Source organism: Pseudoalteromonas lipolytica (assembly GCF_001306915.1).
GTDB lineage: Bacteria > Pseudomonadota > Gammaproteobacteria > Enterobacterales > Alteromonadaceae > Pseudoalteromonas > Pseudoalteromonas simplex.
Genome location: NZ_LJTC01000016.1, coordinates 42,518 through 68,423 on the forward strand (window position 1 = coordinate 42,518; position 25,906 = coordinate 68,423).

26 protein-coding genes are annotated in these 25,906 nt (G+C 41.5%); 12 read left to right on the top strand and 14 right to left on the bottom strand.

What is annotated here, in order from left to right; genetic code table 11:
• Positions 1-3,366, bottom strand: a complete 3,366-nt coding sequence (locus AOG27_RS19380; protein WP_054554642.1) for an ATP-binding protein — start codon at positions 3,364-3,366, stop codon at positions 1-3.
• A 178-nt stretch (positions 3,367-3,544) separates the two neighbouring features.
• Between AOG27_RS19380 and AOG27_RS19385 the strand changes: the two genes are divergently transcribed.
• Positions 3,545-5,827 (top strand): penicillin acylase family protein, encoded by a 2,283-nt coding sequence (locus tag AOG27_RS19385; RefSeq protein WP_054554643.1) that lies wholly within the window; start codon positions 3,545-3,547, stop codon positions 5,825-5,827.
• Here AOG27_RS19385 and AOG27_RS19390 read toward each other — a convergent pair.
• A complete protein-coding gene (locus AOG27_RS19390; protein WP_054554644.1) occupies positions 5,824-6,915 on the bottom strand; it encodes a GGDEF domain-containing protein in 1,092 nt (363 codons plus the stop codon). The two genes, AOG27_RS19385 and AOG27_RS19390, sit on opposite strands and share 4 nt — an antisense overlap.
• A gap of 243 nt (positions 6,916-7,158) precedes the next feature.
• Between AOG27_RS19390 and AOG27_RS19395 the strand changes: the two genes are divergently transcribed.
• Both AOG27_RS19395 and AOG27_RS19400 read left to right on the top strand, forming a co-directional pair.
• Positions 7,159-8,691: a carbon-nitrogen hydrolase family protein gene (locus AOG27_RS19395; RefSeq protein ID WP_054554645.1), complete on the top strand. Its 1,533-nt coding sequence runs from the start codon at positions 7,159-7,161 to the stop codon at positions 8,689-8,691.
• Positions 8,691-9,008: a DMT family transporter gene (locus tag AOG27_RS19400; protein ID WP_054554646.1), complete on the top strand. Its 318-nt coding sequence runs from the start codon at positions 8,691-8,693 to the stop codon at positions 9,006-9,008. Before AOG27_RS19395 ends, AOG27_RS19400 begins: the two co-directional genes overlap by 1 nt.
• 40 nt (positions 9,009-9,048) lie before the next feature.
• On the opposite strand, the gene AOG27_RS19405 is transcribed toward AOG27_RS19400, so the two are convergent.
• Complete coding sequence (locus AOG27_RS19405) at positions 9,049-9,927, bottom strand: DMT family transporter (RefSeq protein ID WP_082389335.1); 879 nt, start codon at positions 9,925-9,927, stop codon at positions 9,049-9,051.
• Between the two features lie 234 nt (positions 9,928-10,161).
• On the opposite strand from AOG27_RS19405, the gene AOG27_RS19410 reads away from it, so the two are divergent.
• Positions 10,162-10,545, top strand: a complete 384-nt coding sequence (locus AOG27_RS19410) for an MAPEG family protein (RefSeq protein WP_054554648.1) — start codon at positions 10,162-10,164, stop codon at positions 10,543-10,545.
• Between the two features lie 78 nt (positions 10,546-10,623).
• Here the strand turns inward: AOG27_RS19410 and AOG27_RS19415 are convergent, their stop codons facing one another.
• From AOG27_RS19415 to AOG27_RS19425, 3 genes are all read right to left on the bottom strand, one after another.
• Positions 10,624-11,829: a M56 family metallopeptidase gene (locus AOG27_RS19415; protein ID WP_054554649.1), complete on the bottom strand. Its 1,206-nt coding sequence runs from the start codon at positions 11,827-11,829 to the stop codon at positions 10,624-10,626.
• Between the two features lie 9 nt (positions 11,830-11,838).
• Positions 11,839-12,213, bottom strand: a complete 375-nt coding sequence (locus tag AOG27_RS19420; RefSeq protein WP_054554650.1) for a BlaI/MecI/CopY family transcriptional regulator — start codon at positions 12,211-12,213, stop codon at positions 11,839-11,841.
• Between the two features lie 68 nt (positions 12,214-12,281).
• Positions 12,282-12,968 carry a pseudouridine synthase gene (locus AOG27_RS19425; RefSeq protein ID WP_054554685.1) on the bottom strand — a complete coding sequence of 229 codons (687 nt, stop codon included), beginning with the start codon at positions 12,966-12,968 and terminating at the stop codon, positions 12,282-12,284.
• A gap of 80 nt (positions 12,969-13,048) precedes the next feature.
• Between AOG27_RS19425 and AOG27_RS19430 the strand changes: the two genes are divergently transcribed.
• Both AOG27_RS19430 and AOG27_RS19435 read left to right on the top strand, forming a co-directional pair.
• Complete coding sequence (locus AOG27_RS19430) at positions 13,049-13,354, top strand: DUF6482 family protein (RefSeq protein ID WP_054554651.1); 306 nt, start codon at positions 13,049-13,051, stop codon at positions 13,352-13,354.
• Positions 13,355-13,381: 27 nt separating this feature from the next.
• Complete coding sequence (locus AOG27_RS19435; protein WP_054554652.1) at positions 13,382-13,789, top strand: GNAT family N-acetyltransferase; 408 nt, start codon at positions 13,382-13,384, stop codon at positions 13,787-13,789.
• A gap of 14 nt (positions 13,790-13,803) precedes the next feature.
• Here AOG27_RS19435 and AOG27_RS19440 read toward each other — a convergent pair whose 3' ends face one another.
• From AOG27_RS19440 to lptM, 8 genes are all read right to left on the bottom strand, one after another.
• Positions 13,804-14,163: a HopJ type III effector protein gene (locus AOG27_RS19440; RefSeq protein WP_054554653.1), complete on the bottom strand. Its 360-nt coding sequence runs from the start codon at positions 14,161-14,163 to the stop codon at positions 13,804-13,806.
• A 9-nt stretch (positions 14,164-14,172) separates the two neighbouring features.
• Positions 14,173-15,285 (bottom strand): retropepsin-like aspartic protease, encoded by a 1,113-nt coding sequence (locus AOG27_RS19445; RefSeq protein ID WP_054554654.1) that lies wholly within the window; start codon positions 15,283-15,285, stop codon positions 14,173-14,175.
• Between the two features lie 67 nt (positions 15,286-15,352).
• On the bottom strand, positions 15,353-16,063 hold the full coding sequence (locus tag AOG27_RS19450) for an HAD-IA family hydrolase (RefSeq protein WP_054554655.1): 711 nt from the start codon (positions 16,061-16,063) through the stop codon (positions 15,353-15,355).
• Between the two features lie 12 nt (positions 16,064-16,075).
• A complete protein-coding gene (locus AOG27_RS19455; protein ID WP_054554656.1) occupies positions 16,076-17,029 on the bottom strand; it encodes a tyrosine recombinase XerC in 954 nt (317 codons plus the stop codon).
• Positions 17,026-17,637 (bottom strand): DUF484 family protein, encoded by a 612-nt coding sequence (locus AOG27_RS19460; protein ID WP_054554657.1) that lies wholly within the window; start codon positions 17,635-17,637, stop codon positions 17,026-17,028. The genes AOG27_RS19455 and AOG27_RS19460 overlap by 4 nt, the downstream gene beginning before the upstream one ends.
• On the bottom strand, positions 17,634-18,464 hold the full coding sequence (gene dapF, locus AOG27_RS19465; protein ID WP_054554658.1) for a diaminopimelate epimerase: 831 nt from the start codon (positions 18,462-18,464) through the stop codon (positions 17,634-17,636). The genes AOG27_RS19460 and dapF overlap by 4 nt, the downstream gene beginning before the upstream one ends.
• 64 nt (positions 18,465-18,528) lie before the next feature.
• On the bottom strand, positions 18,529-19,782 hold the full coding sequence (lysA, locus tag AOG27_RS19470) for a diaminopimelate decarboxylase (protein ID WP_054554659.1): 1,254 nt from the start codon (positions 19,780-19,782) through the stop codon (positions 18,529-18,531).
• Positions 19,783-19,962 carry an LPS translocon maturation chaperone LptM gene (gene lptM, locus AOG27_RS19475; protein ID WP_054554660.1) on the bottom strand — a complete coding sequence of 60 codons (180 nt, stop codon included), beginning with the start codon at positions 19,960-19,962 and terminating at the stop codon, positions 19,783-19,785.
• A gap of 148 nt (positions 19,963-20,110) precedes the next feature.
• Between lptM and cyaY the strand changes: the two genes are divergently transcribed.
• The 6 genes from cyaY to AOG27_RS19505 are packed head-to-tail and all read left to right on the top strand — an operon-like array spanning position 20,111 to position 25,900.
• Positions 20,111-20,434, top strand: coding sequence for an iron donor protein CyaY (gene cyaY, locus AOG27_RS19480; RefSeq protein WP_054554661.1), 324 nt, complete (start codon positions 20,111-20,113; stop codon positions 20,432-20,434).
• Positions 20,431-21,087 carry an alpha/beta hydrolase gene (locus AOG27_RS19485; RefSeq protein WP_054554662.1) on the top strand — a complete coding sequence of 219 codons (657 nt, stop codon included), beginning with the start codon at positions 20,431-20,433 and terminating at the stop codon, positions 21,085-21,087. The genes cyaY and AOG27_RS19485 overlap by 4 nt, the downstream gene beginning before the upstream one ends.
• A gap of 22 nt (positions 21,088-21,109) precedes the next feature.
• The gene (locus AOG27_RS19490) at positions 21,110-21,997 is read left to right on the top strand and encodes a DUF2914 domain-containing protein (RefSeq protein WP_054554663.1); all 888 of its coding nucleotides are present in this window, start codon (positions 21,110-21,112) and stop codon (positions 21,995-21,997) included.
• 36 nt (positions 21,998-22,033) lie between these two features.
• A complete protein-coding gene (gene hemC / locus AOG27_RS19495) occupies positions 22,034-22,972 on the top strand; it encodes a hydroxymethylbilane synthase (protein WP_054554664.1) in 939 nt (312 codons plus the stop codon).
• A 1-nt stretch (position 22,973) separates the two neighbouring features.
• Positions 22,974-24,794, top strand: a complete 1,821-nt coding sequence (locus tag AOG27_RS19500; protein ID WP_054554665.1) for a uroporphyrinogen-III synthase — start codon at positions 22,974-22,976, stop codon at positions 24,792-24,794.
• Positions 24,791-25,900 (top strand): heme biosynthesis HemY N-terminal domain-containing protein, encoded by a 1,110-nt coding sequence (locus tag AOG27_RS19505; protein ID WP_054554666.1) that lies wholly within the window; start codon positions 24,791-24,793, stop codon positions 25,898-25,900. Before AOG27_RS19500 ends, AOG27_RS19505 begins: the two co-directional genes overlap by 4 nt.
• Positions 25,901-25,906 lie beyond the last annotated feature (6 nt).

The following is a 25,906-nucleotide window of genomic DNA, read 5'->3' on the forward strand; positions in this document are numbered from 1 at the left end:
TTAATGTGCTGCACTTAGCCAAATTGCTAATTTTTTATTTAATGAGTCAAAGTTAAGGGGTTTTGTTAAATAATCATCCATGCCAGCATCTAAACAGCGTTCTTTGTCACCCTGCATTGCATTGGCAGTTAGTGCAACAATATTGACTTTCTGATGTGCTTCGCCAGCTTTTCCTAATCTTATTGCCTTTGTTGCTTGATAGCCGTCCATTTCTGGCATTTGGCAGTCCATTAGCACTAGTTCGTAAGGGGCATTCTCATTATTTGCTAGTTTTGTTATTGCCTCAAGACCATTTTCAGCAATGTCAAAACTAATACCTGCTTGTTTGAGTAAGGCGCCAGCAACCACTTGGTTAACTTTATTGTCTTCGACTAATAAGACGCGAGATGATGTACTCGAAGCTGGCATGGAAATTTTAGCGATGCTTTGTTCTTTATTTACTTGTTGTTGTTCAATGTACTTTTCGTTAGCCAAAGAGTTAAATAAGTCTGAAGGGGTTAAAGGTTTAAATATAATACTTTGCGCTTCTAAAGTTTGTTTAGATTGCTCTTCAGTTAGGCTCATAGGTGCCATTAAAATACATTTACATGCATTGTTATTATAATATTTTTGGAACGCTCGTTGCTCTGATTGTTCTGCTTGCATATAAAGTTGGTAATCTATAAAAACTGCATCGCAAGGTGGCTCTTGAGAGTGGGCCGCACGGTTAATTAAGCTTGGCATATTGCCAATAACTTCAACTTTTGCTCCCCATAATTGCAATTGTTTTTTAGTAATGCTGCTACTGAGCTTGCAGTTGTCAGCAATTAAAATACGTTTTTTATCAATTAAGTGACTTGGCTCATGCAGCTGCTTTTGGTAGTCAAATTTTACTTTAATTGAGAAATTGAACGTGCTGCCTTCTCCATAAGAACTGACAACATTTACATCGCCGCCCATTAGAGTACAAAGCTGTTTAACAATGGCAAGACCAAGGCCTGTGCCGCCATATTGCCGGGTAGTTGAAGCATCAGCTTGAGTAAAAGAATCAAAAAGAGTTGCTTGTTTTTCTGGTTTTATGCCTAAGCCATTATCAACAACAGAGCAATTCAGATATAACTCGTTATCAGCAGTTTCAAGTTTGGCTATCACGACTATCTCACCGTCTTTTGTGAATTTAACTGCATTACCTATTAGGTTATTGATGATTTGCCTAATACGATTTGGGTCGCTTATGATAAATTCACGTTTGATATGAGTTGCATCTAGTAACAGTTTGGTATTGTTTTGCTCTGCTTTTATAGCAAATGATTCAATGGTATCGCCTAGAAGTTTAGATATATTAAAACTCACGTTTTCGATATCGAGCTTACCAGCTTCAATTTTTGAAAAGTCTAAAATATCATTGATAATATGCAGCAATGACTCTGCTGATGACTGTGCCAATTCAAGATGATGGCTTTGTTGTTTATCTAATTTTGTTTGTTTAATGATATTAAGCATGCCAATAACCCCATTCATCGGGGTGCGGATTTCATGGCTCATACTTGCTAAAAATTCACCTTTTATTTTTACTGCTTGTTCTGCTGCATTTTTCGCTTGAACTAGCTGATGTTCAGTTTCTATACGCTGTTGGCTTGCATGTAAGCTACCAATAAGTGCCGCAACTGCAATTAAAAAGCTTTCCTCGTTTTTACTCCAATGTCGTCTTGATGCGCTGTTCTCTGCGCACACCACTCCCATACTTTTACTCCCTGTCGGAATGATTGCAGTAAGCATGGAGCGAATATCAGCGCGATCAAAATAATTGCTAGCTAACTCCTTGGTAAACGGGTGGTGATATGCATCACTCGCATTTATAACGGCGTTATTGTTAATGGCATCAAAATAGTTAGGGTGTTCTATTTGCTGTAACGACACAGCCCGACTAAAACGCGATTGATTTTGATCATGACTAGCAAACGAGTTAAGCGTTTGTCGGTCTTCGCTAAATAACCAAATGCTTGCTCGATCAACCTCTAGTGCTTGGCATATCGCTTTTACAATTACATGCTTAGATAAGTTTAAATTACCCGTTAAGACGGCTTCGTGAACAGTTAATGATGCAAGTATTTCGTTGTGCAAGGCAATTTTATTGTTTTCAAGCTCAACACGTTTGCGAGCATCTATGTTTTGTAATGATCCAAATAGTTTGATGCAGCGGCCATTCTTATATTCAGATTCGCCATGCGCTAAAACCCAGATAGCTTCGCCTGATACTGTGATTATTTGCACTTGAGTTTCAAAGCTTTCACCTTCTTTTATCGCTTTTTCGATTAAGTGACGAATTTTGTCACGGCTGTAACCGGGTTTAAAATAGTCGAGATTGGTTGGCCATTGTGGTTGTTTATTGAGTGGCAACTTAAAGATTTGTTTAGTCATATCTGACCAATAAACAGCTTTGGTCTCGAGGTTAAATGACCACGCACCTACTTTTGCTAGGCTACTCATTGTTTCGAGCATTCGCTCGCTTTTGTATTGGCGCTCGAGCATTTTTAAAAAGAACACACAAGCACCCGCAAATAATATACATACGATAATTATGGCGATACGTAACGGCCAAATGGCTGATTTTGGTGGATGCCAACCTGCTTTCGGAACAGCATACATACGCCAATTCCCGCCAGGGAAATTAATGCCAAAATTAAGTGGTGTGTCATTTAAAATAGCGCTATTTCCGTAGAAAAATTCCCCCTCAGCACCTAACCCGTTGCGACCCTGTAACGCTATGTCGTAGTGCTTATTTAAAGCTAGAAGCCCCGAATTGTTATAAACTTTATCAATATCGAGTACGACAGAAAGTAATCCCCAAAAGTGCTGTTCTGGTGGTGTAAAAATAGGCATGCGAGCTATTAAGGCTTGACCGCCTTGTACTAGTTCTAAGGGACCTGCCATGACAATTTTGTTTTCATCGCGCGCCTTAATTGCATCGTCTCGCTGCGCGGCGTTTTCTAGAAAATTGAGACCAATTGATTTCTCATTTCCTTTTAGTGGGTAAGTCATCTGAATGATCATGTTTGGTGCAGCGCCGATATTTCTTAATTCTGAAGAGGTTTCGAATAATGGCGTGGCAATTTGAGAAAAGCGGCTTTGATTTAAATTTGGCTCAGCAGCAACTGCGACGGCAAGGCCGCGAACAAGTTGAATATTAGAGATTAGAGTCGCCTCTAACTTTGCACGGTAAGCGCTAACTCGCGCAATCTCCTGAGCACGGAATGCATCTTTTTCTCGGCTATAGTTTAATTGATCGATGATTAAGCCAATTACAATAACTAGCGCAAGTGAAAACCAAAAGGCTAACTTTAGTTTTTGCAGTTTTTTATTATCGGTTTCAGTTGCTAATGGCATGAGAAAGATTGATTTCTAAACTATTTCCCTACTATAGACAATTTCTGAGGCAATTAACAATCATCAGCTAATCAAGAAAACTAAATTTAAATATTTGGATAGCAACACTATTTTTTCACAAAACTCAGGTTAATATAGCAGGTTAATACAGTGTTACTTTAGCGCAAGGGTAAATGGCATGTTCAAGATAATCAAATGGTTATTAATAGGTTTGTTCGTTGTGGTGTTACTCGCAACAGGGCTTGTTTATGGTGTATTAAATCTAAGTTTACCGGCTCTTGATGGCCGGGGTAAAAGCGACGCTATTTCGCAATCAGTGAAGATTGAACGAGACACTTTAGGGCAGGCTGTTATTCATGCCGAAAACCGTTTAGATGTAGCCTATGCTCTTGGTTTTGCGCATGGTCAGGACCGATTCTTTCAAATGGATTTACTGCGCCGTAATGCCGCAGGTGAGCTTAGTGAATTATTTGGTAAAGCTGCTGTTGGGCTTGATAAAAAAATGCGTTTTCATCAGTTACGCAAACGTAGTCAGATTGCTGTTGCGCAGTTACCAGCAAAAGATAAAGCGCTATTAAAAGCTTACGCGAATGGGGTTAATGAGGGTTATGCGCAAGTAGGTTTCGATAGTTTTGAATATTTACTGACTGGCGCTGAAGCAAAACCTTGGCAAAGTGAAGACAGCTTACTAATCATTTTTAGTATGTATTTAGATTTGCAAACGGCTACCTTTGAACGCGACAAAACACTGATCGAAATCGAAGATCTCTACGGTAAGGCGATGGTCGACTTTATTACTCAGCCTAGCCTTTATCAAGCGGCGCTCGATAACAGCCTATTAGCACCTTATAACGGCGGTATTCCAAATCTCAAAGACGCTCAATGGGCTATGACTGAGATTGCAGAGCGCAAGGAGCTTGGTAGTAATAACTGGGCAGTTACTGGGCAGTTAACTGAAACTGGTGCTGCAATGTTGTCAGACGATATGCACTTATCATTTGCAGTACCAATCATTTGGTACCGTGCCCAGCTCAATTATCCACTCAATGGTGAAATGCAGCAAATCACCGGTGTGTCTTTACCTGGCGCTCCAGCAATTGTAGTTGGTACCAATAATAAAATAGCGTGGGGGTTCACCAATGGTTATTTAGATACAGCCGATTGGATAGCCCTTGAGAGTAAAGAGAAAACGTGGCAGATAGATGAACCCATCTTACTCAATGACGGCAGCATTGAAAATTATGCTTTAACCATGAGTGAATATGGCCCAGTAAAAGAAATTAATGGCAAACCATACGCACTAAGTTGGGTTGCTCACCATGAGTATGCGGTTGATATGGAATTACTTAAGCTTGAGCAAGCAAGTACGGTTGATGATGCACTAGCGCTTGCGGCTGAGGTGGGTATTCCTGTCCAAAATTTAATGGTTGTTGATGATCAAGGGAACGCCGCTTGGAAGAATATGGGAGCCGTTCCAGCCCGTAAAGAGCCCCATCAATTAGCGGTGGCTGAGCAAGCGTATCCTGCAGCGTGGCATGAAAACGAAACGCTGCGTCCATTTGTTAAAAACCCAGACAGTGGCCGATTATGGACGGGCAACTCACGCGTTGTTTCCGCAGAGGATGACCAGCGCTTTGGTAATGGTGCTTATGCCATGGGGGCTCGCTCGGCACAAATTCGCGATCGATTATTTGAAAAGCAACAGTTCAACGAACAAGATTTTTATGACTTACAACATGATAATGAAGCTCGATTCTTAACAGCTTGGCATAAACTGCTGGTCAAACAGCTCAGCAACGCAGGCGATAAATATGCGCTGTATTTAAAAGAGCTAAATAATTGGCAGGCGTGTGCTTGTAGCGATTCAATTGGTTATACCTTAGTAAAGCGTTACCGCAGTGAAGTAATTAATGGTTTATTTAGTCCATTAGAGAATAAGCTAAAAGCCCTCGACAGTAGCTTAAAGCCAGTAAAACGAGACTTAGAGCCTGCTGTTTGGCAACTTATCGAAGCGCAGCCTGAAGCATGGTTAAACCCAGAGTATGCAAACTGGAATCAGCAAATGCTAGCTGCATTTGATCGCGTTATCACTAAACTAACCGAGCAGTACGGTAACAACCCGCACAGCTGGGAGTGGGGTAAGGTCAACGAGTTAGTGATTGAGCACCCATTTGCCAAGCAAATACCGGTACTTAAAAGCTTATTGAATATGCCTACGGCGCCCGGGTTTGGTGATACCTTTATGCCTTCAGTACAAGGGCGTAGTTTTGGTGCTTCGCAGCGCTTTATTGTTCAACCAGGGCATTTAGATAAAGCGATTATGGCTATTCCGGGTGGGCAATCTGGGCATCCATTGTCAGAATTTTATCGTGCCGGGTTTAACGATTATGTCAGTAATGGTTTAACGCCATTATTGCCGCAAGAGATTGCACATAGCATTACTATTGAGGCAATTAATTAATCTTCATTTTCAAAAAATGTACTTTGAGCATGCACTATCGTGGTCTTATTACGGCCAGAGTGCTTGCTCTCATACAGCGCTGAATCTGCATACTGCAGCATTTTTTCTATGGGAGTAAGGGGTTGCCATTCGATTAAACCAAAGCTCATAGTTACTTTTAAATCCGGACAGTCAGGGTGAGCTTCCAATGCTGCTATTTTTGTACGCAAAGCTTCAATTTTTGCAAAGGCTTGGCGTTCATTAGATTGAGTAAGTATTAGTAAAAACTCTTCTCCGCCCCAACGAACTGCAATATCATCCTCGCTCATGAATTCACTGATGAGTCGTGAAATATTCACTAAAATAGTATCACCTTTATCATGCCCGTAATTATCATTGATTCTTTTAAACTGATCGATGTCTGCCATGGCCATGCAAAGAGGGGTGTTATTATTTACGCAATTTTTGCGTGCATTCATAATTAGCTTTTTAGCAAAGCGGCGATTGAAAAGTTTTGTAAGAGGATCCCGGGCTGCCATTTCCGTTAACTCTAGTCGTTGTGAAAGAGTAATCTCTCTAATAAAACCCATGCCATAAATCATAGGTAAGCCAGCAATAATTATATTAATTATTTTAATATGGGGAAGCAGCTCAGAGTAAGCAAACGGGTAGTTTGTATTTGAAAAAAACACATACAACAATGCAAAAATAATGATCATTAACACGCTATACAAAGAAGCTCGCTTTAGAGTTAGTTGATAGTCGATCATTAACAGGCAAGACACAGTCCATAGATAAAATTGAAATCCTGCATTTAAGCCAAGCATTGCACAAACAATGGTTGAGTGAATAACAACTTCAAGACAAAACACACGAAGAGCTAAGGAGGTTAAACCTTGTTTGATTAGAAAAATTCCCCCAGCCCATGCACACACACTTAGAACATTTACTATTGCCAAAGTAACTGCACCAATGTGAGCGAAAACGGGAATTAGCACAACGTGGACTGCGAGTGCAAAGTAAGCAATCTTCAAAATAATAAGAAACTTAACATGCTCTATTTCTTGTAACTCTGATTGCTTAGGTTGTTTTAAGAGATGTTTTAGCAACCGGACCTCTTAGACAGCTAGGTGTAAAAACTAGTATAGATTAAAATTTAGGCTGTGAAGAATTAAAGAGATTTCTGTTTCTTTAATTCATTTAATTTAATCGGGTTAAACACCAGTTCACTTCGTTTTTGCTAAGCTTTAAGCTTGGCAGGACTGTGAATTAATGCCACTCTAATCAAACCATCATTGATATCGGCTTGCCGTTTGCCTTGATAATATTTTCGTGCCTAAAAAGGAGTAGTTATGCCGGCGGAAAAAACGCATTTAGAGATTTGTAATCTAACTAAAGAACAGTACCCACAAATAAAGACCCTCATGGATCAAGCTTACCCAGGGCTTGGAGGTGCTTGGCCAAGCCATACTATTTTTAGGCTAATAGACCAGTTTCCGGAAGGGCAAATAGGCATTGTAGACGATGGTGTTTTAGTAGGCATCGCCTTGAGTGTACAGGTTGATTACGCGCGCTTTTCTAACCCACATACCTACGAAGATATTGTTGATGGTCACGACCGTGTATTTAGTGATTCTGAAGGTGATGCACTTTATGGTTTAGATGTGGTGATTTCATCAACTCACCGAGGGATGCGACTGGGTCGTCGCTTATACGATGCGCGTAAAGAGCTGTGCCGTCAGTATAACTTGCGCGCTATTTTAGCGGGTGGACGTATTCCGCGCTATTACAATCATAGTGCAGAGATGTCTCCGATGGAGTACATCGAAAAAGTTGACCACAAAGAGCTGTATGATCCGATTTTAAGCTTTCAGCTATCTAATGATTTCCAAGTTAAACGTTTACTTAAAAAATACCTTCCTGAAGATCAGGAGTCAGTTGGTTATGCCACTTTACTAGAGTGGAATAACATTATGTTTGAGCCGACAGATACGGTACTTGAGTCGACTAAATCAATTGTCCGTGTCGGTGCTGTACAATGGCAAATGCGCTGTGTTGAGTCTGTTGAAGAGCTGCTCAAGCAGGTGGAGTATTTTGTTGATACAGTATCAGATTATAAAAGTGACTTTATTCTGTTTCCGGAGTTTTTCAATGCCCCGTTAATGGGTCTTACCGAGCAAAGTAATCAAACGGAAGCGATTCGCTATTTGGCCGAATACACAGAAACCTTCCGTGATGCGATGTCACGCATGGCGGTTGAATATAATGCCAATATTATCACCGGTTCTATGCCACTAGCTGAAGACGACAAGATTTATAATGTTAGCTATTTATGCCACCGTAGCGGTAAAATTGATGAGCAGCGTAAAATTCATATTACCCCTCACGAGCAAAATGACTGGGTGATCCAAGGCGGTGATAAAATTGCTGTATTTGAAACCGATGCGGGTCGTGTCGGTATTCAAATTTGTTACGATGTAGAGTTTCCTGAATTGTCGCGTATTCTCGCTAAACAAGGGTTAGATATTTTGTTTGTGCCATTTTGGACAGATACAAAAAATAGTTACTTACGTGTACGCCATTGTGCGCAAGCACGTGCAATCGAAAATGAATGTTATGTTGTGATTGCAGGCTCGGTTGGGAACTTACCTGAAGTAGAAAGCTTAGACGTACAGTATTCGCAATCAGCAGTGCTTACCCCTTCTGACTTTTCGTTCCCGCATGATGCAACCTTGAATGAAGCAACACCGAATACCGAAATGTTGTTATTCAGTGATTTAGATATGGATAAACTGAAAATCCTTCACAGTGAAGGTACGGTAAGAAACTTAAAAGACCGCCGTGAAGATTTATATGATGTAATTTTGAAAAAGCGAGATCAATAATGGCGTGGTTGTATTTAATTGTCGCAGGTCTGTTAGAAATTGGCTGGCCTGTTGGCCTTAAGATGTCTCAACAGGCAGACAGTCGCTGGTTAGGCATTGCAATAGCCGTCGCCTTTATGGTCGCTAGTGGCTTTATGTTGTGGTTGGCGCAAAAGGATATTCCGATGGGGACATCCTATGCAGTATGGACAGGTATTGGTGCTGCTGGCACTTTCTTGGTTGGTATTTTATTTTATGGGGATGCCGCCACTTTTGGCCGCATTGCTGGAGTACTGTTGATAATTAGTGGTGTAATAACCCTAAAGATTAGTCATTAAAAAAGCGGCATAGCCGCTTTTTTAATGACTAGGAATAAGCCTAATTGGGTAGCATTACAAGAATGGCAGCCAGTGCAATTAACACAAGCCCCGCCGTGTCTTGGCGTTTTAACGGCTGTTTTAACCAAAGAATCGATACCATAATGGTAAAGAATACTTCTATCTGCCCCAGTGTTTTTACATAAGCAACATGCTGCAAGCTCATGGCGCTAAACCAACCAATAGAACCTAAACAGCTACAAATACTAACAGCGGTCGTGGTGCCTTTGTGTTGCCACATTTTCTTAAAAGTATCGCGCTCTTTGAATGTAATATACACGCATAGCATCAGTGTTTGTAAACTGATTATCAGCACTAACACCCAAGCTGCAGAGTGCGGAAAAGTCAGCCCTGAACTTAAACTTGCTTCACGGATCCATGATGAAGAGAGAGCAAAAGAAGTGCCGCAAGCAAGCCCAAGCAGTGCGGTGCCCAAATTAAAGTGTTTAACATTCGCGATGCCACTTAATAGCAGTACCGCAATTGCACCAATAAATACGCCAAACCAGCCCAGTAACGACAGTGCTGAGCCAAAGAACATGACACCTAAAATGGCCGCCATTAGCGCTTCACTTTTAGCAAGCCCTGCACCGACTGCAAAGTTATTCATTTTAAACAGCTTTACCATTAAACCTGTGGCAACAATTTGGACGATACTGGCGCCAACAATGTAGCCAATAAAAGCCAGATTAAAGTCAGGAAGTGCGGCGTCTTGATATTGATAAAGTGCAAATAAATACAGGGCAGCAATTGGGCTGGCAACGATAAAGCGAGCAAGCGTTACCCCGGCAACACTCACTGTTGCACTGAGTTTGCTTTGCAAAGCGTTGCGCCACGACTGCATAAATGCCGCAAAAATAGTTAAGAAAATCCAAGTCATATTGAAAATAAATTAATGAGGATAGGCGTTTAGAGTAACAAAACCAAAGTATGTGAGCATCAGCTTATCGACCAACTTGAGAAAAACTCAGCTGTGACAATATGCCGCAGGGCTTTTATGCTGACTTTAGACTATAGTGACAATGATGCTATTGCTGGCCGCTGCTGTTTTAAGTAGCGGCTTTTTTTGTTTACGCTAGGGTAGGGTATTATAGTTAAAAGATAAGGAAATATCATGACCACACTGATTATCTGCGCACTCATCGCAGTACTCATACCCTATTTAGCCAAAGCGCCTGTGGCTTTTGCTCAAAATAAGTTGGCAGGCTACGACAATAAGCACCCTCGCGAGCAACAAGCTAAACTAACCGGCTTTGGTGCTCGTGCGTTGGCAGCACATCAAAATAGCTTTGAATCGCTGATTATTTTTGCGGTCGCGCTGGCAGTCGTTATAGGTAGCAATAATGTCTATCAGGTAACTGAGACCCTAGCGATTGTGCATGTTATTGCCCGTGTGTTGTATTGTATTTTCTACTACATAAACCAGGATATTTTACGTTCATTAGTTTGGCTTGTTGGCTATGTTTGTGCTGTGGCTATGATTGCTCTTTGTCTTTAGCGATAGAGCTAGTAGTCAAAAACCACAAAGCAAGCGGCTTAAATAAGGCGCTTGCTTTAGGGTCTTAAGTGGTTACTTTTACTTAGAGCTAACTTTAATTTTCTCTATTAAATCCTTTGCTTGATAGTTTTCGTCTAAGGCGAAATCGAGTTGTACTAAGGCGTTTTTAAAGCCGGATTCAGACGGCGCATACTGCCATTGTTTTAAGGCTCTTTTCGCTTCTCGATTGAAAACACCTTCAGGCTCTGCACTTACCACACTAACATTGCTGGTGGCCCCACTTGGTAAAATATCGTATTTCAAAACGACTGAACCGCTAATACCTTGCTCTGCAGCTTGAATAGGGTATATCGGCTCTACACGCATAACCGCTTGATAGTCTTTTGTCTTTTCAACGGACATCGGCTGTTTTGCAATGGCAAAGCTGCTAAGCATGCCCGCTGTAAAAATAACTAACGCTGTTTTTGCGATAAATGAGCTGTTGTCGATCTGCTTGATCTGATTTAGACGTTGTAACATGGTATTTTTATCTCCGTATTGTGAATAAGCCATTAAGCCTGTTCTGCTAAAGCTTGCACAGTGCACTAATGCCTTACTGTATAAAATTCGTTGTTCAGTTGATTTATTTTTGAGTACTTGCTCATCACATGAAAGCTCTTGGATACGGCGCAGACTTGCATAACCAAGCCAAGCGACAGGGTTAAACCACAACAAAATAGTGGCACTTAAAGCGATGGCATTAATTAGGTTATCTTTGCGTTTAATGTGCACTGATTCATGCTCTAAAATAAGCGCTAAAGCATGGTTATCGTAGTGGCTTTGATAGTTTGTAGGCAGCACTAACTTGGTATTTAAAACCCCAACAACCATAGGTGAGCTCACTTGGTTGCTTTGGTATAAGCGCATACTTTGATTGCTGTGATGATCAAGCGTAATTGGCGCTAACTGCAGTTTCGCTAGAAAACGGTAATGAAAATATACGGCAGTGATCAGCAGTGCGGCACTAATAAAGCCATAAATAGCAAACCAAGTGAGCGTAAACTGTGGCATTATTGCTGTGTTTGGCGTGATAGTCAGCTTACTGATAAAGTCGTTTTGAATTGGCTTTAAGTGCTCTGGTAGGTTCGCTAACAATAAACTAATTGGTAAAAGCGCCCACAGTGTATAAACCAAGCGTGCCGATAGCTGGCTTAGTAACTTTCGCTCTAGCAGCAATAAAAACATAATTGCAGATGAGATCAAAAGTTGTTGATCTAACAGCCAATTAAAAAATGCATCTAACATAACAACGCCTTATTTTTGCTGTTTTTCCCAATCATCAATGACCTTTTTCAGCTCATCAATATCATGTTGCGAGAGTTGCTCTGATTTAGCAAAGCCACTCACCAGTGGCGCAATACGGCCATTAAAGAAGCGTTCAATAAAGCTTTGGCTTTCTTTTAATGTGTATTCTTCACGGGCGATGCAAGGAGTGTAGTTATATTGGCGGCCTTGTTTCTCGAAGCTAAGAGCGCCTTTTTTAACTAAACGGCTTAGTAGCGTTTTAATGGTTTTTTCGTGCCATTCTTTATCGTCACTTAAACGCGCAATTACTTCACTAGCTGTGGCTGGGTAGCCAAGCCATACTGCATCTAATACTTCGAATTCAGCTTTAGAAAGTTCAATCATTTTTATGCCTACAGATGTAATCTTTAATTAAAGATTACACGTGTAATCAATTAATGCAAACTTTTTTGTTAGAGAATGTCACTTTTTTTGATACTGACTATTTGTCCTTCGGGCAAATTCAGCGTGGTGAGTGACAGTTTTGCGATATCTGTGCGGTAAAGGTCGATGACTTTGTAGCCACAAAAACGAGCCATTTTACGTATTTGCCGATTTAAACCTTGTTTTAAGACGATGCAAAACTGTGTTTCGCTGACTTGAGTCACCGTGCAAGGGAGGGTTATTTGTTTATCGACAGGCACACCGCCCGCCATTTTTTTACAAAAATCACTATCAAGAGGTTTATCAACGGTGACTAAATAGCGTTTGGGTTGGTGGTAATCAGGGTGGATCAGTTGATTACAAAACTCACCGTCATTGGTCAAAATCAATAAACCTCGGGAGTCTTTGTCGAGCCGGCCAATTGGGTAAACGCGAGTGGTTTTAGGCAGGCTATGAATAAGGCTTGTTGGGTCATCAGCATTTAATTTGCAATCTATACCAACAGGCTTGTGATAAGCAAAGTAGGTGAGTGGTGCCTTAGCTAAAATTTTTTCGCCAAGTACAATCACATCATCGTGCTCATCAACATGATCTATATGATTTGCGGCACGGCCATTTACTGTTACCTCACCTTGATCTATCAAGCGCGATGCTTGCTTTCGAGAGCAAACACCCGCATGGGCAATAAATTTAGCAAGTCGTACTTTTTCTGGCATGAGTGATTTTTGTACAATTAATTTGATCACAGTATATCAAAATCACGTATGAATAGTTCCACCACCAAAGAGGAATGCACATGCCTATCAAATTATCAGAGCTTGCAGCTCACCAACCACTGCAAAAGGTTATCCTTCATTCATTAGAAATGGCGCTGTATCAGGTGTCTGTGCTGATCAATAACGTTGAGTATTATGTTACTGATGAGCAAGGTGAGTTTATTCGCGATATTAGCCCGTTGCACATTCAAAAGCGCCTCGATCACCTAAGTTATGGTGATATGGTTTTACGCCACACTAGTGCTTATGATGAGATGTGTGGTCAGCCCGAAAAGCTGGCCAGCAACATGCTTGAAGTACCCTATGGTAAGAACCACTTATACTGATTAACGATATAAGCGTATACTGAGTATATGTATCAATTAAAAAGTGATGACTCAGCTGATTTAAACAACCAGCTTAGAGAACATATTGTGGCTTTCAACGCCGCGCATTTTAATGCCGAGCGTATTCCCGTTGGTTTTAAGTTCGTTAATAAACAAAACAGTGTGGTTGCTGGTATTCATGGTCAGGTATTTGGCAATTGGCTGCTTATTAGTTGGCTTTGGTGTGATGATAAGACGCGTGGTAAGGGACTTGCGACACGCTTACTCGCTGAATTAGAGAGTAAAGCTAAAGCACTTGGTGCAAACACCGCACAACTTGATACGCTCGATTTCCAAGCTAAACCCTTTTACGAAAACAACGGCTACCTAGTTAAATATGAAATGCGTAACTACCCACTCGACGGCTGCCGTTATTTTATGGAAAAAAGCCTTTAACTATTGGCTTTTACTCACTTCGCTTTTAGCACGTCTTGCTCGGTAAAAGTAATCCCTAAGAAAGGGGTCGCTTCAGGGGCAAGCATAAAGGTGCGAATGTTCATATGGTCTTGCCCTTCAGGATTGTGTAATACGTCATCACGATAAAACGCGCCAAAGCAATCTAGGGTGTTTTGTTTACTCAGTTGATTTAGCTTAGCAAAGGCAAAAATTTTACACGAGCCATTATTTTCATTTGCCGCGCTTAGCAGGCCATGATTGTTAAAACCACTTGGGGTAAAGTCATAATTGTTGTCTATGACCGCCATGGTATCGGTAAACTCAATTTGCTGCGGTGTGCTTGCTAATTTCGAAAGAAATTCGTTAAGAGTCATTGCTTGTCCTTAAAAATTGTTCTTTATCAACTCTAACTCATTCACTTGCTGATTGATATTAAACTTAAAATTCTCTAAAAAGTTCATACCAAGCAAGCCATAGCCAACATGATTTTCTATTACCAGCACTTCAAAATTACGAATACGTTGTTGACCGACTTGAAACGACTCGAGCTGATAACGCTGTGCTTCAACAATTCCATTAGCTGTGTTTACTTGTAAGGTGCCAAGGTAATTGGCTGGGGTGTTAAGCGAGTTTAATAATGTTTGGTTAATTACAGTAAAGCTAGCGCCGGTGTCGATCATCAGCTCGGTTTCGATATCATCGTTGATGATACTGTTCACCAAATAGTGCGAACCTCGAGCAGTTAATTTTATAATTTCAACACCTGCGAGAGCTTGTTGAATCAACTGATGTAATTGCTCAGCCTGTTGTTTATAGTCATGATCTTCGGGTAGTTGATCTAGGGTTATTTGGCTCGCGACATAATCTTCTAAATGGTAGCTAGCTAATGCATTGTTATATAAGTAATGCGCGTTGCCAGGCGCGTAATCAAGCCATTGTTGACTAATATTAAGTAGGGCTTGCCATTGTTGCGTTGCAATAAGTTCATCAATATAGGTTGTACTTAGCTCGTCTATTTGTTTGTTAAGTTGTTGCTTATCATTGCTGTCTAACTGGTTGCTAAGCGCCAGTAAATTGATAATACCTTGTTGGGTATCACCTTGTGCTATTAAACGCTTTGCCTCAAGTTCAAGCATGGTGACATCGTAAGGGTGACTATTTAAAAAGGCCGTTAAAAATTGCTCACTTAAGGTGAATTTTTGATGGGAAAGCCATGTCTTAAGTTGTTGTTGCCAAATTTGTTTAAGTTGCCTTGCATAGCGAGGTTCATTCATAAGTAATTGAGTGTACTCAGCAACCGCTTTGTCGAATAATTGGTTGCTAAATAGCGCAACAGCTTGTTGAAAGTGGGCTGGTAACGTTGTGCCTTTTTGTACTTTAGGCGCTGGTGCGACAGTTTCTATTTCTAACGGCTTTGCCGGGTTAAAAAGCTGCCAAATAAAGTAACCGTTTAAGCTAAGAGAGCATAGCAATATTAATTTAAGAAAAGCATTCATCCGTTTTGCCCAATCATTTAATCTTTGTTATTTACTTACTCAGCATAAAACACATTTTTTAAAGTCGTTACTTTTTAACTAAATGATTGAGCGCCATGATATTACTGATCTCAATATCTGCTAATCCTTGATAACGATATTGCGTTGCTTGGTTATTAAGCCAAACGCTTTGGCAGCCAGCATTATTGGCACCTTGTACATCAGTATCTAGGCTATCGCCAATGTGCAAAATTTCCTTGTGAGGCACTTTTAAGTGTTTGGCTGCGCTATCAAATAAGGCGCTATGCGGCTTCGCTTTTCCGTGTGGGCCTGCTTGTAAAACTAACTCAAATACACCATTAAGGTTAAACTTTTCTACTTCGACATTACCATTGGTGATGGCGATGAGGCGGTAGTGTTTACTGAGATTAGTAAGTAATTCAAGTACTTCATCAGTAACGGTTATTTGACTGCGGGCATCAGCGAATGCCTGATAAGCATTTTCGGCATGCAACTGAGCTTGCTCTGCTGAAAAACCCAGATCGGTCATGGCATAGTGTAATGCTGCTTGTCGCCAGCGCGTAACGTCATCAATTAAAGTCGCATCATGTTTTAAAGCTTTATCGCGGCATGTTAACCAGTAGCTCATGCTATCGGCTGGCCATTGGTCTAATGCCTCGAGGTAATCAGCTTGTGCTTGCAAGGCTGATTTTATGATCGGATGGTTGTTGTAAAGTGTGTCGTCTAAATCAAAACTTAAAACAGAAACTGGCGATAGGGCACGGTTAAATCGGATCATAATGACAAGGGTTTACTCTGATGTTGAGCGCTTTTTAGCGCGTGGATGGGTGTTATCGTACACTTTAGCTAAATGCTGAAAATCTAAATGCGTGTAAACTTGAGTTGCAGACAAACTACTGTGTCCTAACAGTTCTTGTACGGCACGCAGATCCCCTGATGATTCTAAAATATGTGATGCAAATGAGTGGCGCAATTTATGCGGATGCACTTGTGAGCTGATCCCTTGCTTAATGCCCCATTCTTGCATCCGTAAGCGAACTTGGCGTACGGAAATTCGCTTTTTTTGGCTGCTAACAAATACGGCTATTTCATCAGGATGTGCAAATTGAGGGCGAATTTTCAGCCATGCTTTTAATGCACTGAGCGCTTTGCTGCCTACAGGTAATAAACGTTCTTTGTTACCTTTACCACGGACTAAAATTTCGCCTTCAGTCGGGTTTATATCTTGTATGTTGGCACCAACTAACTCGCTAATACGCAGGCCCGAAGAGTACATTAATTCCATCATAGCTTTGTCACGAATAGCTAAAGGCTCATCATCTGGCAGTTCTAGTAGCTTAGCCATTTGATCTACGTCTAAATTTTTGGGTAAAGGCTTGGAAAATTTTGGCCCTTTAATGGCCTCTGCCGGATTATGATAATGTGCCTGACTGGCGATATTTTTGGCTTTTAAGAATTTATATAAACTGCGAATACAGCTCAGTTTTAAACTGATTGTGCGACCACTCAATTGTTTGCTGCGCATTTGCATGCTGTAACGGCGAATATGCTCACCTTGAACAGCAAACCAGTCTTCACATAGTTTACTAAAGTACAAAGCTGCGAAGCCTAGCTGGCTAGTGTATTGGTTTACTGTGTGCGCTGAGTATTGTTTTTCGTAGCGTAAGTAGTCTGCAAATAGTTGGATAGGTGTTCGCCAAGCATCACTTAATTCAACAATGTCTGGCGTCGTCACATCGCTCATGCAAGTTCCAATAAGCGCAGTTGTAATGAGCGAACAAACTCAAGGACAAAAAAGCTGTCTTTTGCCGGTTCGAAGTGATTTACGTCATCACTACCAAACGCCAAAATAGCCACAGGGTGTTTTGTGTTACCAATTAGATATAAAGCAGTCGATTGAGTCGTGTCTGAAAACAGTAAGTCTCTTTCTTGTTGGCTTACTCGACCCAAGTAAATGCCGTCGTTTTGCAGGCGATGAGCAATTAATTCATCAAACTTTTTATCGTACTTAACTAAGTGGCATTCGTTAATGGATGGATTAGTGCAGATAATATTGCGCAAATTGCTAGCCAGTGTCGTAAAGTCGTAGTTAGTCCATAACTGACGATGACAGTCGCTAAATAAGCGGTAAATTAACTCGTTTTCTTTTGCTTGTTCAACGAGCTGCTCAATCTTATTTTTTAATAACGTATTGTGTTCACGTAATTGGCGCTGTTGAATATGTACCAAAGACGTTGCTCCCGCCGTTTGTTGTTGTAGTTCAACTTCAGCGAGCACATCCGGGTTTTTGATAAAAAAATCAGGGTGTGCTTTTAAATAGTCAGCAATTTGTTGTTCTGTTAGTTTGCTCATAGTGCCACTTGTCCATCAAAAACATGCTCAGCAGGGCCTGTCATTCGTACAGGGTGGCCTTCGCCTTGCCAACGTACTTGTAAACTGCCGCCGGGTAAGTCAACTTGTACGGTATTAGCAAGTTTACTTTGAATTTGTCCAACCACGACCGCAGCACAAGCACCTGTACCACAGGCTAAGGTTTCACTAACGCCACGTTCCCACACTCTTAGTTTAATGTGATCTTGCGAAATTACCTGCATAAAACCAACATTTGCACGTTGTGGAAAACGCTCATGATTTTCAAGGAGTGGGCCTAAGGTGGTGACTTCTGCGGTATGAATGTCATCAACTTCTAACACGCAATGTGGGTTACCCATCGACACTGCGCCACTAAATACTGTGTGTTCTTCAGTGCGAAGAATATAGGTCAGCTCACGCTTGCTGGCTTTTAATGGAATTTTGTTCGGTTCAAAATTAGGGTGGCCCATATTTACCGTTACTTGACCATCTTTCTCTATATAAAGCGTGAGGTTACCAGATTTTGTTGAAACCGAAATTTTATGCTTATTGGTCAGGCCTTTCATACGTACAAAGCGGGCGAAACAGCGCGCACCGTTGCCGCACTGTTCAACTTCGTTACCATCGGCATTGAAAATACGATAATGAAAATCGAGATCAGGCGAGTAAGGGGCTTCAACCATAAGCAGTTGATCGAAGCCAATGCCAAAATGGCGATCTGCCAGCTTCTTTATTTGATCACGTGATAAAAAAACATTTTGAGTAATGTTATCAATAACGACAAAGTCATTACCTAGGCCGTGCATTTTTGAAAAATTAACTAACATAACGCTCTAATTCGGGTTTGCTCTGAGCTAATCATGCCACAGAGCTGGGCGGTTATAAAAACGTTTATGGTAAAATTTTCTCACCTTGCCAAAGGCTTTCTAAGGTTTCGCGTTGGCGAATTAAATGGCTTTGCTGACCATCCACCATAATCTCTGCAACACGCGGGCGTGAGTTGTAGTTTGAGCTCATAGTGAAACCATATGCGCCAGCGCTGCGCTGCGCTAAAAGGTCACCGGCTTGAAGTGCAAGCTCACGGTCTTTACCTAAAAAGTCACCGGTTTCACAGACAGGGCCGACAATGTCGTAGTTGTGAGTAGGCGTATCATCTGCGCGAGGTTCAACTGGTACAATACTTTGCCAAGCTTGATACAGCGATGGACGCAACATATCGTTCATGCCTGCATCAACAATAGCAAAGAACTTATCTTGGTTTTGTTTAATAAACTCAACTTTAGTAACTAAAATGCCTGCATTGGCTGCAATCGCACGACCAGGTTCAAAAATAAGTTCTAAATCTTGGTAGTTTGCTAATCGAGCAGTGATTTTATCAACATACTCGCTCGGGTGAGGAGGTGTTTCGCCATTATAAGGCACGCCAAGACCACCACCGATATCTAGGTGTGTTAGCTTGATGCCAACCGCTTTTAACTCTTCAATAAGAGTCAGTACTTTTTCAAGTGCTGCTAAGAAAGGTTTTATTTCCGTTAGCTGCGAACCGATATGGCAATCTACACCGGTAATTTTTAAACCGGGTAATGATGCTGCATGTTGATACACAGTCACCGCAGTTTGAATATCAATACCAAACTTATTCTCTTTTAAGCCGGTTGAGATATAAGGGTGCGTTTTTGCATCTATATCTGGGTTTACGCGAATCGAAATCGGTGCCACTAAGTTAAGATCCGTTGCCACTTTTGAAATACGCTCAAGCTCAGCCACTGACTCAACGTTAAAACACTTGATCCCCAATTCAAGTGCATAGGCAATTTCGTCAGCGGTTTTTGCAACGCCAGAAAAAACAACCTTACTTGCGTCTCCGCCTGCTTGGATGACACGCGCAAGCTCACCTTTTGAGACAATGTCAAAACCTGAACCAAGTCGCGCTAAAATATTCAGCACGGCAATATTTGAGTTGGCTTTTACGGCATAGCACACCAAGCTCTTATGTGACTTAGCAGCGTCTGCAAATGCTAAATAATGACGTTCAAAGGTTTTGCGAGAATAGATATAACAAGGCGTACCATATTGTTCGGCAAGCTCTTTGACAGCGATGTCTTCAGCGAACAGCTGATTATTATTGTAGTTAAAAAAGTCCATCTATTGGTCCTGTTTTTGCTCTGGTTGTTCGGATGGATCAGCTTGTGGCTGAGACTTTGCAGGCGGCTTAGTATCATCAGGCAGATAAAGAGCACCACTTTGTCCGCAACCTGCTAGGGTTAGTAGAAGGGCGCTTAGAGGTAAAATGGTTTTTAATTTTTGGCTATGAGTCTCTTTCATTAGATTAATACGGTTGCTGGCTTTATAATCGCAGAGTAACAGAATATTTAAAAAATGCAGCTATTCGCGGATGAATTTATTCCTGTTACACTTGATGTACACAATCTGCCCCCAGATCTAGGCTTAAAGCCAGTTAAAGGACACTAAAATGACTGATCATGAATACCACACACTAGCCGATGCATTAATGCTAACTATTGAAGAGCAAATCGATGAATGTGATGCCGATTTAGACTATGAATCAGCGTCAGGTATTTTAGAAATCATCTTTCCTGATCGCAGTAAAATAGTGATCAACAAGCAAGCACCATTACACCAAGTTTGGGTGGCGACTAAATTTAACGGTCACCATTTTGAACTACGCGACGATAAGTGGATTGATAACCGCTCAGGTGCAGAGTTTTGGCAATTTATGTGTGATGCGGCAACTCGCCAAGCAGGTCAAACAATTGAATGGCGTTCTGAACTATGAGTTTAGAGTTTGTTGAATATCCAGCGCAAGCTGAACATAAAGCAACGGTTATCTGGCTTCATGGTTTAGGTGATTCGGGTGATGGTTTTGCCCCAGTTGCACCGCAACTTGCTCTACCAAAAGAGCTTGGCGTACGTTTTGTGTTTCCACATGCGCCAGTGCAGCCGGTCACCATTAATGGTGGTATGGCAATGCGTTCTTGGTACGATATTAAATCGATGGATTTAGATAAGCGTGCCGATGAGCAAGGGGTTCGCGAATCCGCTGCAAAAGTGGCTGCAATTATTGACCAAGAAATTGCAAAAGGTATCGCTCCTAACAAAATTATTCTTGCCGGTTTTTCGCAAGGGGGTGTGGTATCGCTGCACTTAGCGCCACGTCTAGATTATAAATTAGCGGGTGTAATGGCACTTTCAACCTATATGTGTGTGCCTGCAAAATTTGCCGATGAAGCCAAGCAGCAGGGGTTAAACATTTTTATGGCACATGGTCGATTTGACGATGTGGTACCGCATAGCGCAGGCAGACAAGCATTTGACGTGCTTAGCGCTAACAACATGGAAGTAAGCTGGCAAGACTATCCGATGGCGCACCAAGTTTGTGGTGAAGAACTGATGGCTATTCGAGAGTGGTTAATTGCTCGCTTGAGTTAATTTTTTGGTTTTAGAGGCCAACATGACAAAGAAACTTGTAATTACAGCAAATATGAATGCCGTTGAATCGGCAAGTTCAGCACCGACAGCAGTGACTTATCAATGGCATTGGCGACGCATCTTTATGGTCAGCAGTGTTATCTTAGTTGCGCTGGCTATATTAGTATATAGCTTTATTGGTGCTGTAAATGCTGAGCAATCACCGCAAGATGAACCGCAAGCAGAGTTTACAAATGCTGAATTACAAACCTCTTTAAATGACGCTGAGCAAGAAGAGCCAAAAGAAGTTGTTGCTCCGTCAATGAATGAGCAAACACCGTTGGTTGATAACACAGCAACGGCTAAAGCAGAGGTTGTGAGCTCAAACATTGTAGAGCCTGACGTTACATCAGTAGAGGCTGAGATCGACAGTGAAGAGGTTATTGATGAGCAACAACCTGAAACATTAGCCGTTATTCCTGATGAAGAAGCATCACAAACTGAACAGCAAGTTGAAATTGCAGCAGCACCTGATGCTCAGCAGCAGTTTTCACGGTCAGCACATATTGCCAGTGTCGCAATTGGCGCAAAAATAGACACAGATAAAGTAAGCCGCGCAGTATTAACTACCGATGTTGTTGATCGAGAACCAGTAAACGTTTTAAAAAACGATGTAAAATTAGCGCAAATTAGCAGTAGCCTGAGCTTTTTTAGCGAGCTTAGAAATATGCAGGGACAAACTGTTCGTCACCAATGGTATTACCAAGACCAACAGCTTGCTTCGATTGAATTGGCCGTAAGCAGTCCACGTTTTCGTACTTATTCAACGAAAAACATCATGCCAGAGCAACTGGGTGATTGGCGTATTGAAGTCATTGACGCAGATGGCAACTTACTAGCCCAAAAAGAATTTAGAATTTTAGCTGAGTAATATTTAGTATCAGCCTGATAATTAATTGGATTTTTCATGACACAGACAACAAAACTAGTTCGTATCGCGACCCGTAAAAGTGCACTTGCTTTATGGCAGGCTGAATTTGTAAAAGCTCAACTAGAGCACTTCCATGACGACGTAACGGTAGAGTTGGTTCCTATGTCGACACAAGGCGATATTATCCTTGATACACCACTGGCCAAGATTGGTGGTAAAGGCTTATTCGTAAAAGAGCTTGAGCAAGCCATGCTTGATGGTCGCGCAGATATTGCGGTGCATTCAATGAAAGATGTGCCTGTTGAGTTTCCTGAAGGTTTAGCATTACACACAATTTGTGAACGTGAAGACCCACGCGATGCGTTTGTATCAAATAACTACAAGAGTTTAGATGAGTTACCACAAGGTGCGATTGTTGGTACATCAAGCTTACGCCGCCAATGCCAAATTCGCGAAGCTCGTCCAGATTTAGACATTCGTGACTTACGCGGTAATGTTAATACGCGTTTAGCAAAACTAGATGATGGTCAATATGATGCAATCATCCTAGCTGCAGCGGGTCTAATTCGTTTAGAAATGCCTGAGCGTATTACAGCTTTTATCGAGCCAGAGGTATCATTACCTGCAAATGGTCAAGGTGCTGTGGGTATTGAGTGCCGTATTGATGATGAAGTAACAAAAGCACTGTTAGCGCCACTTGAACATAATGAAACACGCATTCGTGTTAATGCCGAGCGTGCTATGAATCGCCGTTTAGAAGGTGGCTGCCAGGTACCTATTGGTGCATTTGCATTGGTCGATGGTGAGCAAGTGCATTTACGTGGTTTAGTGGGCGCTATTGATGGTAGCCAAATGCTACGTGATGAAGTGACAGGCCCAGTGGCTGACGCAGAGCAGTTAGGTATTACACTTGCTGAAAAGCTACTTGAGCAAGGTGCTGATAAAATTTTAGCTGAAGTATATAGAGACGCTTAATATGCATATTTTGATAACACGTCCAGAAGGAAAAGGCACTGAGCTTGCTCTTGAGCTTCAGCAGGCGGGTTATCAAACAACCCTGTGCCCAGTCCTTACCTTAGATTACCTCACAGTAAATAGTAGTGAGCTCGCGCCGCTAGAAAATGCCGATAAAATCATTTTTATCTCGCAAGATGCCGTGCATGCCTTGTTAAAACTCACACCAACCATCAACAAAGCAGCGCAACTTTATGCGGTCGGTCAGCAAACGGCTGATGCGGTTTATGAAGCCTTTGGGCGACGAGCCGCAGTGCCCAAACAGCATGATTCAGAAGGTCTGCTTGAATTAAAAACACTACAAGATGTTGAACTAAGTAACATTGTTTTAGTGAAAGGTGAAGGTGGACGCACGACCATAGCAAAAACGTTAAAACAACGTGGTGCTTTATTAAATCAATTGGTTGTTTACAAGCGAAGCGCAATTGAGAGCGAACCGGGCAAGTGGATGGACCACTGGCAAACAATTGATGTAGAAGGTATAGTCATTACCAGTAATGCAGCGGTGGATGCCATTTTTAATGGTTTAAATGAGCCTCAGCTTGCATGGTTGAAAGAGCGACAATTTTTCGTTGCCAGTGAGCGTATCGCAGACTATTTAAAGCAACAAAATGTCGTAAGAACACAGATATATATTGCTGCAGGGGCGAGCGACAACGCTATGTTCACCTGCATTAATCAGCAAGGTAGCAAAATGAGTGAAGCAGAATCAAAACAACCCGCAAAGCCAGTGACTGCACAGCCAGAGAAAAAAGCGCAAACGGCAAATACTGGGGCAAAAGCGCCTGTACAAGCTAAAAGAGGCATCAGCAAAACAGGTAGCTTAGCGTTACTTATTTCACTTTTAGTGGCTTGTGCAGTTGGCTATGAGTTTTATCTAAAATTAAATAGCGATCAGCAATCGGCTGTGGCATTGACTGAACTGACAGATGAAAACCTTCGCTTACAGCAGCAAATTGATGCATTAAAAAGTGCCCAACAAACAATGCAGCACTCGCTTTATAACAGTGAACAAAAGGTCACTGATGCACTAAACGAAAGTGCTGAGCAAACACAGCAGCAATTACAAGCGGCTTTAAAGCGCGCCGAGCAGCAAACTTTCACGCTTAATCCGCAAGAAGTCACAAGCTTGCAGCGTATGGCCGAATTTAAATTGTGGGCAGAGCACGATTACCAAGGGGCTGCTGCTGTGCTATCTCGCTTAGATAGCTTGCTTGCAGAACACCCGGGTACAGGCGCTATTCGCCAAGCAATTCACCAAGATTTACAAACCTTGAATGCCATAGAACCTGTGGCTGTTGAGGCAATTTATTTAAAACTGCATGGCATTAATCAAAAAGTGGATGAACTGGTATTTAATGCTATTTCACTCCCTGAAGAGGTCGTTAAAGAAGACCCAAATCAATTAAGTGAAAATGTCAGTGAGTGGCGTCAAAACCTTGCGAAGTCGTGGCAGCAGTTTAAAGACTTCTTTGTTACAGTGCGCACACGTGAAGATATGGTTATCGCACCATTTTTAAGTGAACAAGAGCGTCACTTAGTAAAACAGCGCCTGAGTTTATACTTAGCTCAAGCGCAAGATGCGGTATTAAGTAAGCAAAGCAGTGTGTATTTTAGCGCTGTTGATGCTGCACATAGCTTGGTAAAAGATTACTTTAAGCAAGATGATGCACAAACAAAAGCGGCCTTAAAGAGCCTTGTTGAGCTTTCGAAAGAGCAACTCGATTTTAGTCCAAAAGTGTCACTACAAAGTACTGAGCAGGTGAAGGAGTGGGCACAATGATCCGCTTTTTATTAATCATTATTGCAATAGCAGTCTGCTTAGGGATTGCCCCTTTTTTTATAGATCAAAAGGGTTATGTACTAATTGCCTTTAATAAAACAACCATTGAAGGGACTATTTGGGGCGTTACCGCACTTTTAATATTAGCATTCGCTGCACTGTTTTTACTTTATAAGCTTTGCCGTTACGTAATATCTTTATACAGTCATACACGCCATGGCTTTTTTGCGCGCAGTGAAGAGCGTAAGCAAGCGGCTATTGAGCAAGGTGTATGGAGCTTAATTAATAACGATTATACACAGCTTGAGCTTGCACTTGATAACAATAGTGTTGCAGAAAAGTGGAGCGATATACGTTATGCGCTTCTTGCTAAAGCGGCATTAGCTAACAATGAGAGCGAAAAAGCGGTTAGTTATCTTGATAAAATAAGCCAGGATAAGCAGTTAAAAGTGGCTAATTTATGGATTGCTAGCGGTGAAACCAGCACCATTTTTGCTGACCTTAAAGCGTTAGCTGAGCGCAAAAAAGCCACGAGTTTAGAGCTTAAAATGTATGCCCATGTATTGGTAAAAGAGCAAAAGTGGGCGGCATTGAATGACTTTATGCCGCGTTTATTGCGCAAGAAAACACTTTCAGAGCAAGAGTGGCAACAACTTTTTGATAGTTACTTTGCAGCTCAATCAAACGGGAATTTAACTGAGCGGTATGAGCAATTAACCAAAAACCTGAAATCACATGCAGAGGTAAGCTATTTAACAGCAATGGCGAAGGCAGGTGAGTTAAACAAAATTGAGCTAAGCTTAATTAAAATGATCAAAAAACCGCTGCAACATAAAGACTTAGCACGTATTTTACGTACTAGTAGCGCTGGCGATGCACTCAAGTTGCAATCAAGTTTGCAGGATGTATTAAAAAAAGATACCGAAAATACAGATTTACTATTAGCCCTTGCATGTTTAGCAAATGCGCATGGTGAATATGACTTAGCTGCGCGGGTGTTTGATAAAGCGCTTAATGCTGATAACCGCCATGCCTATTTGCAGCAAGCGGTTCTTAGTTATAGTAAGAGTGCCCAACCAGAAAAAGCATTGGTACTCTATCAATAATTTTAC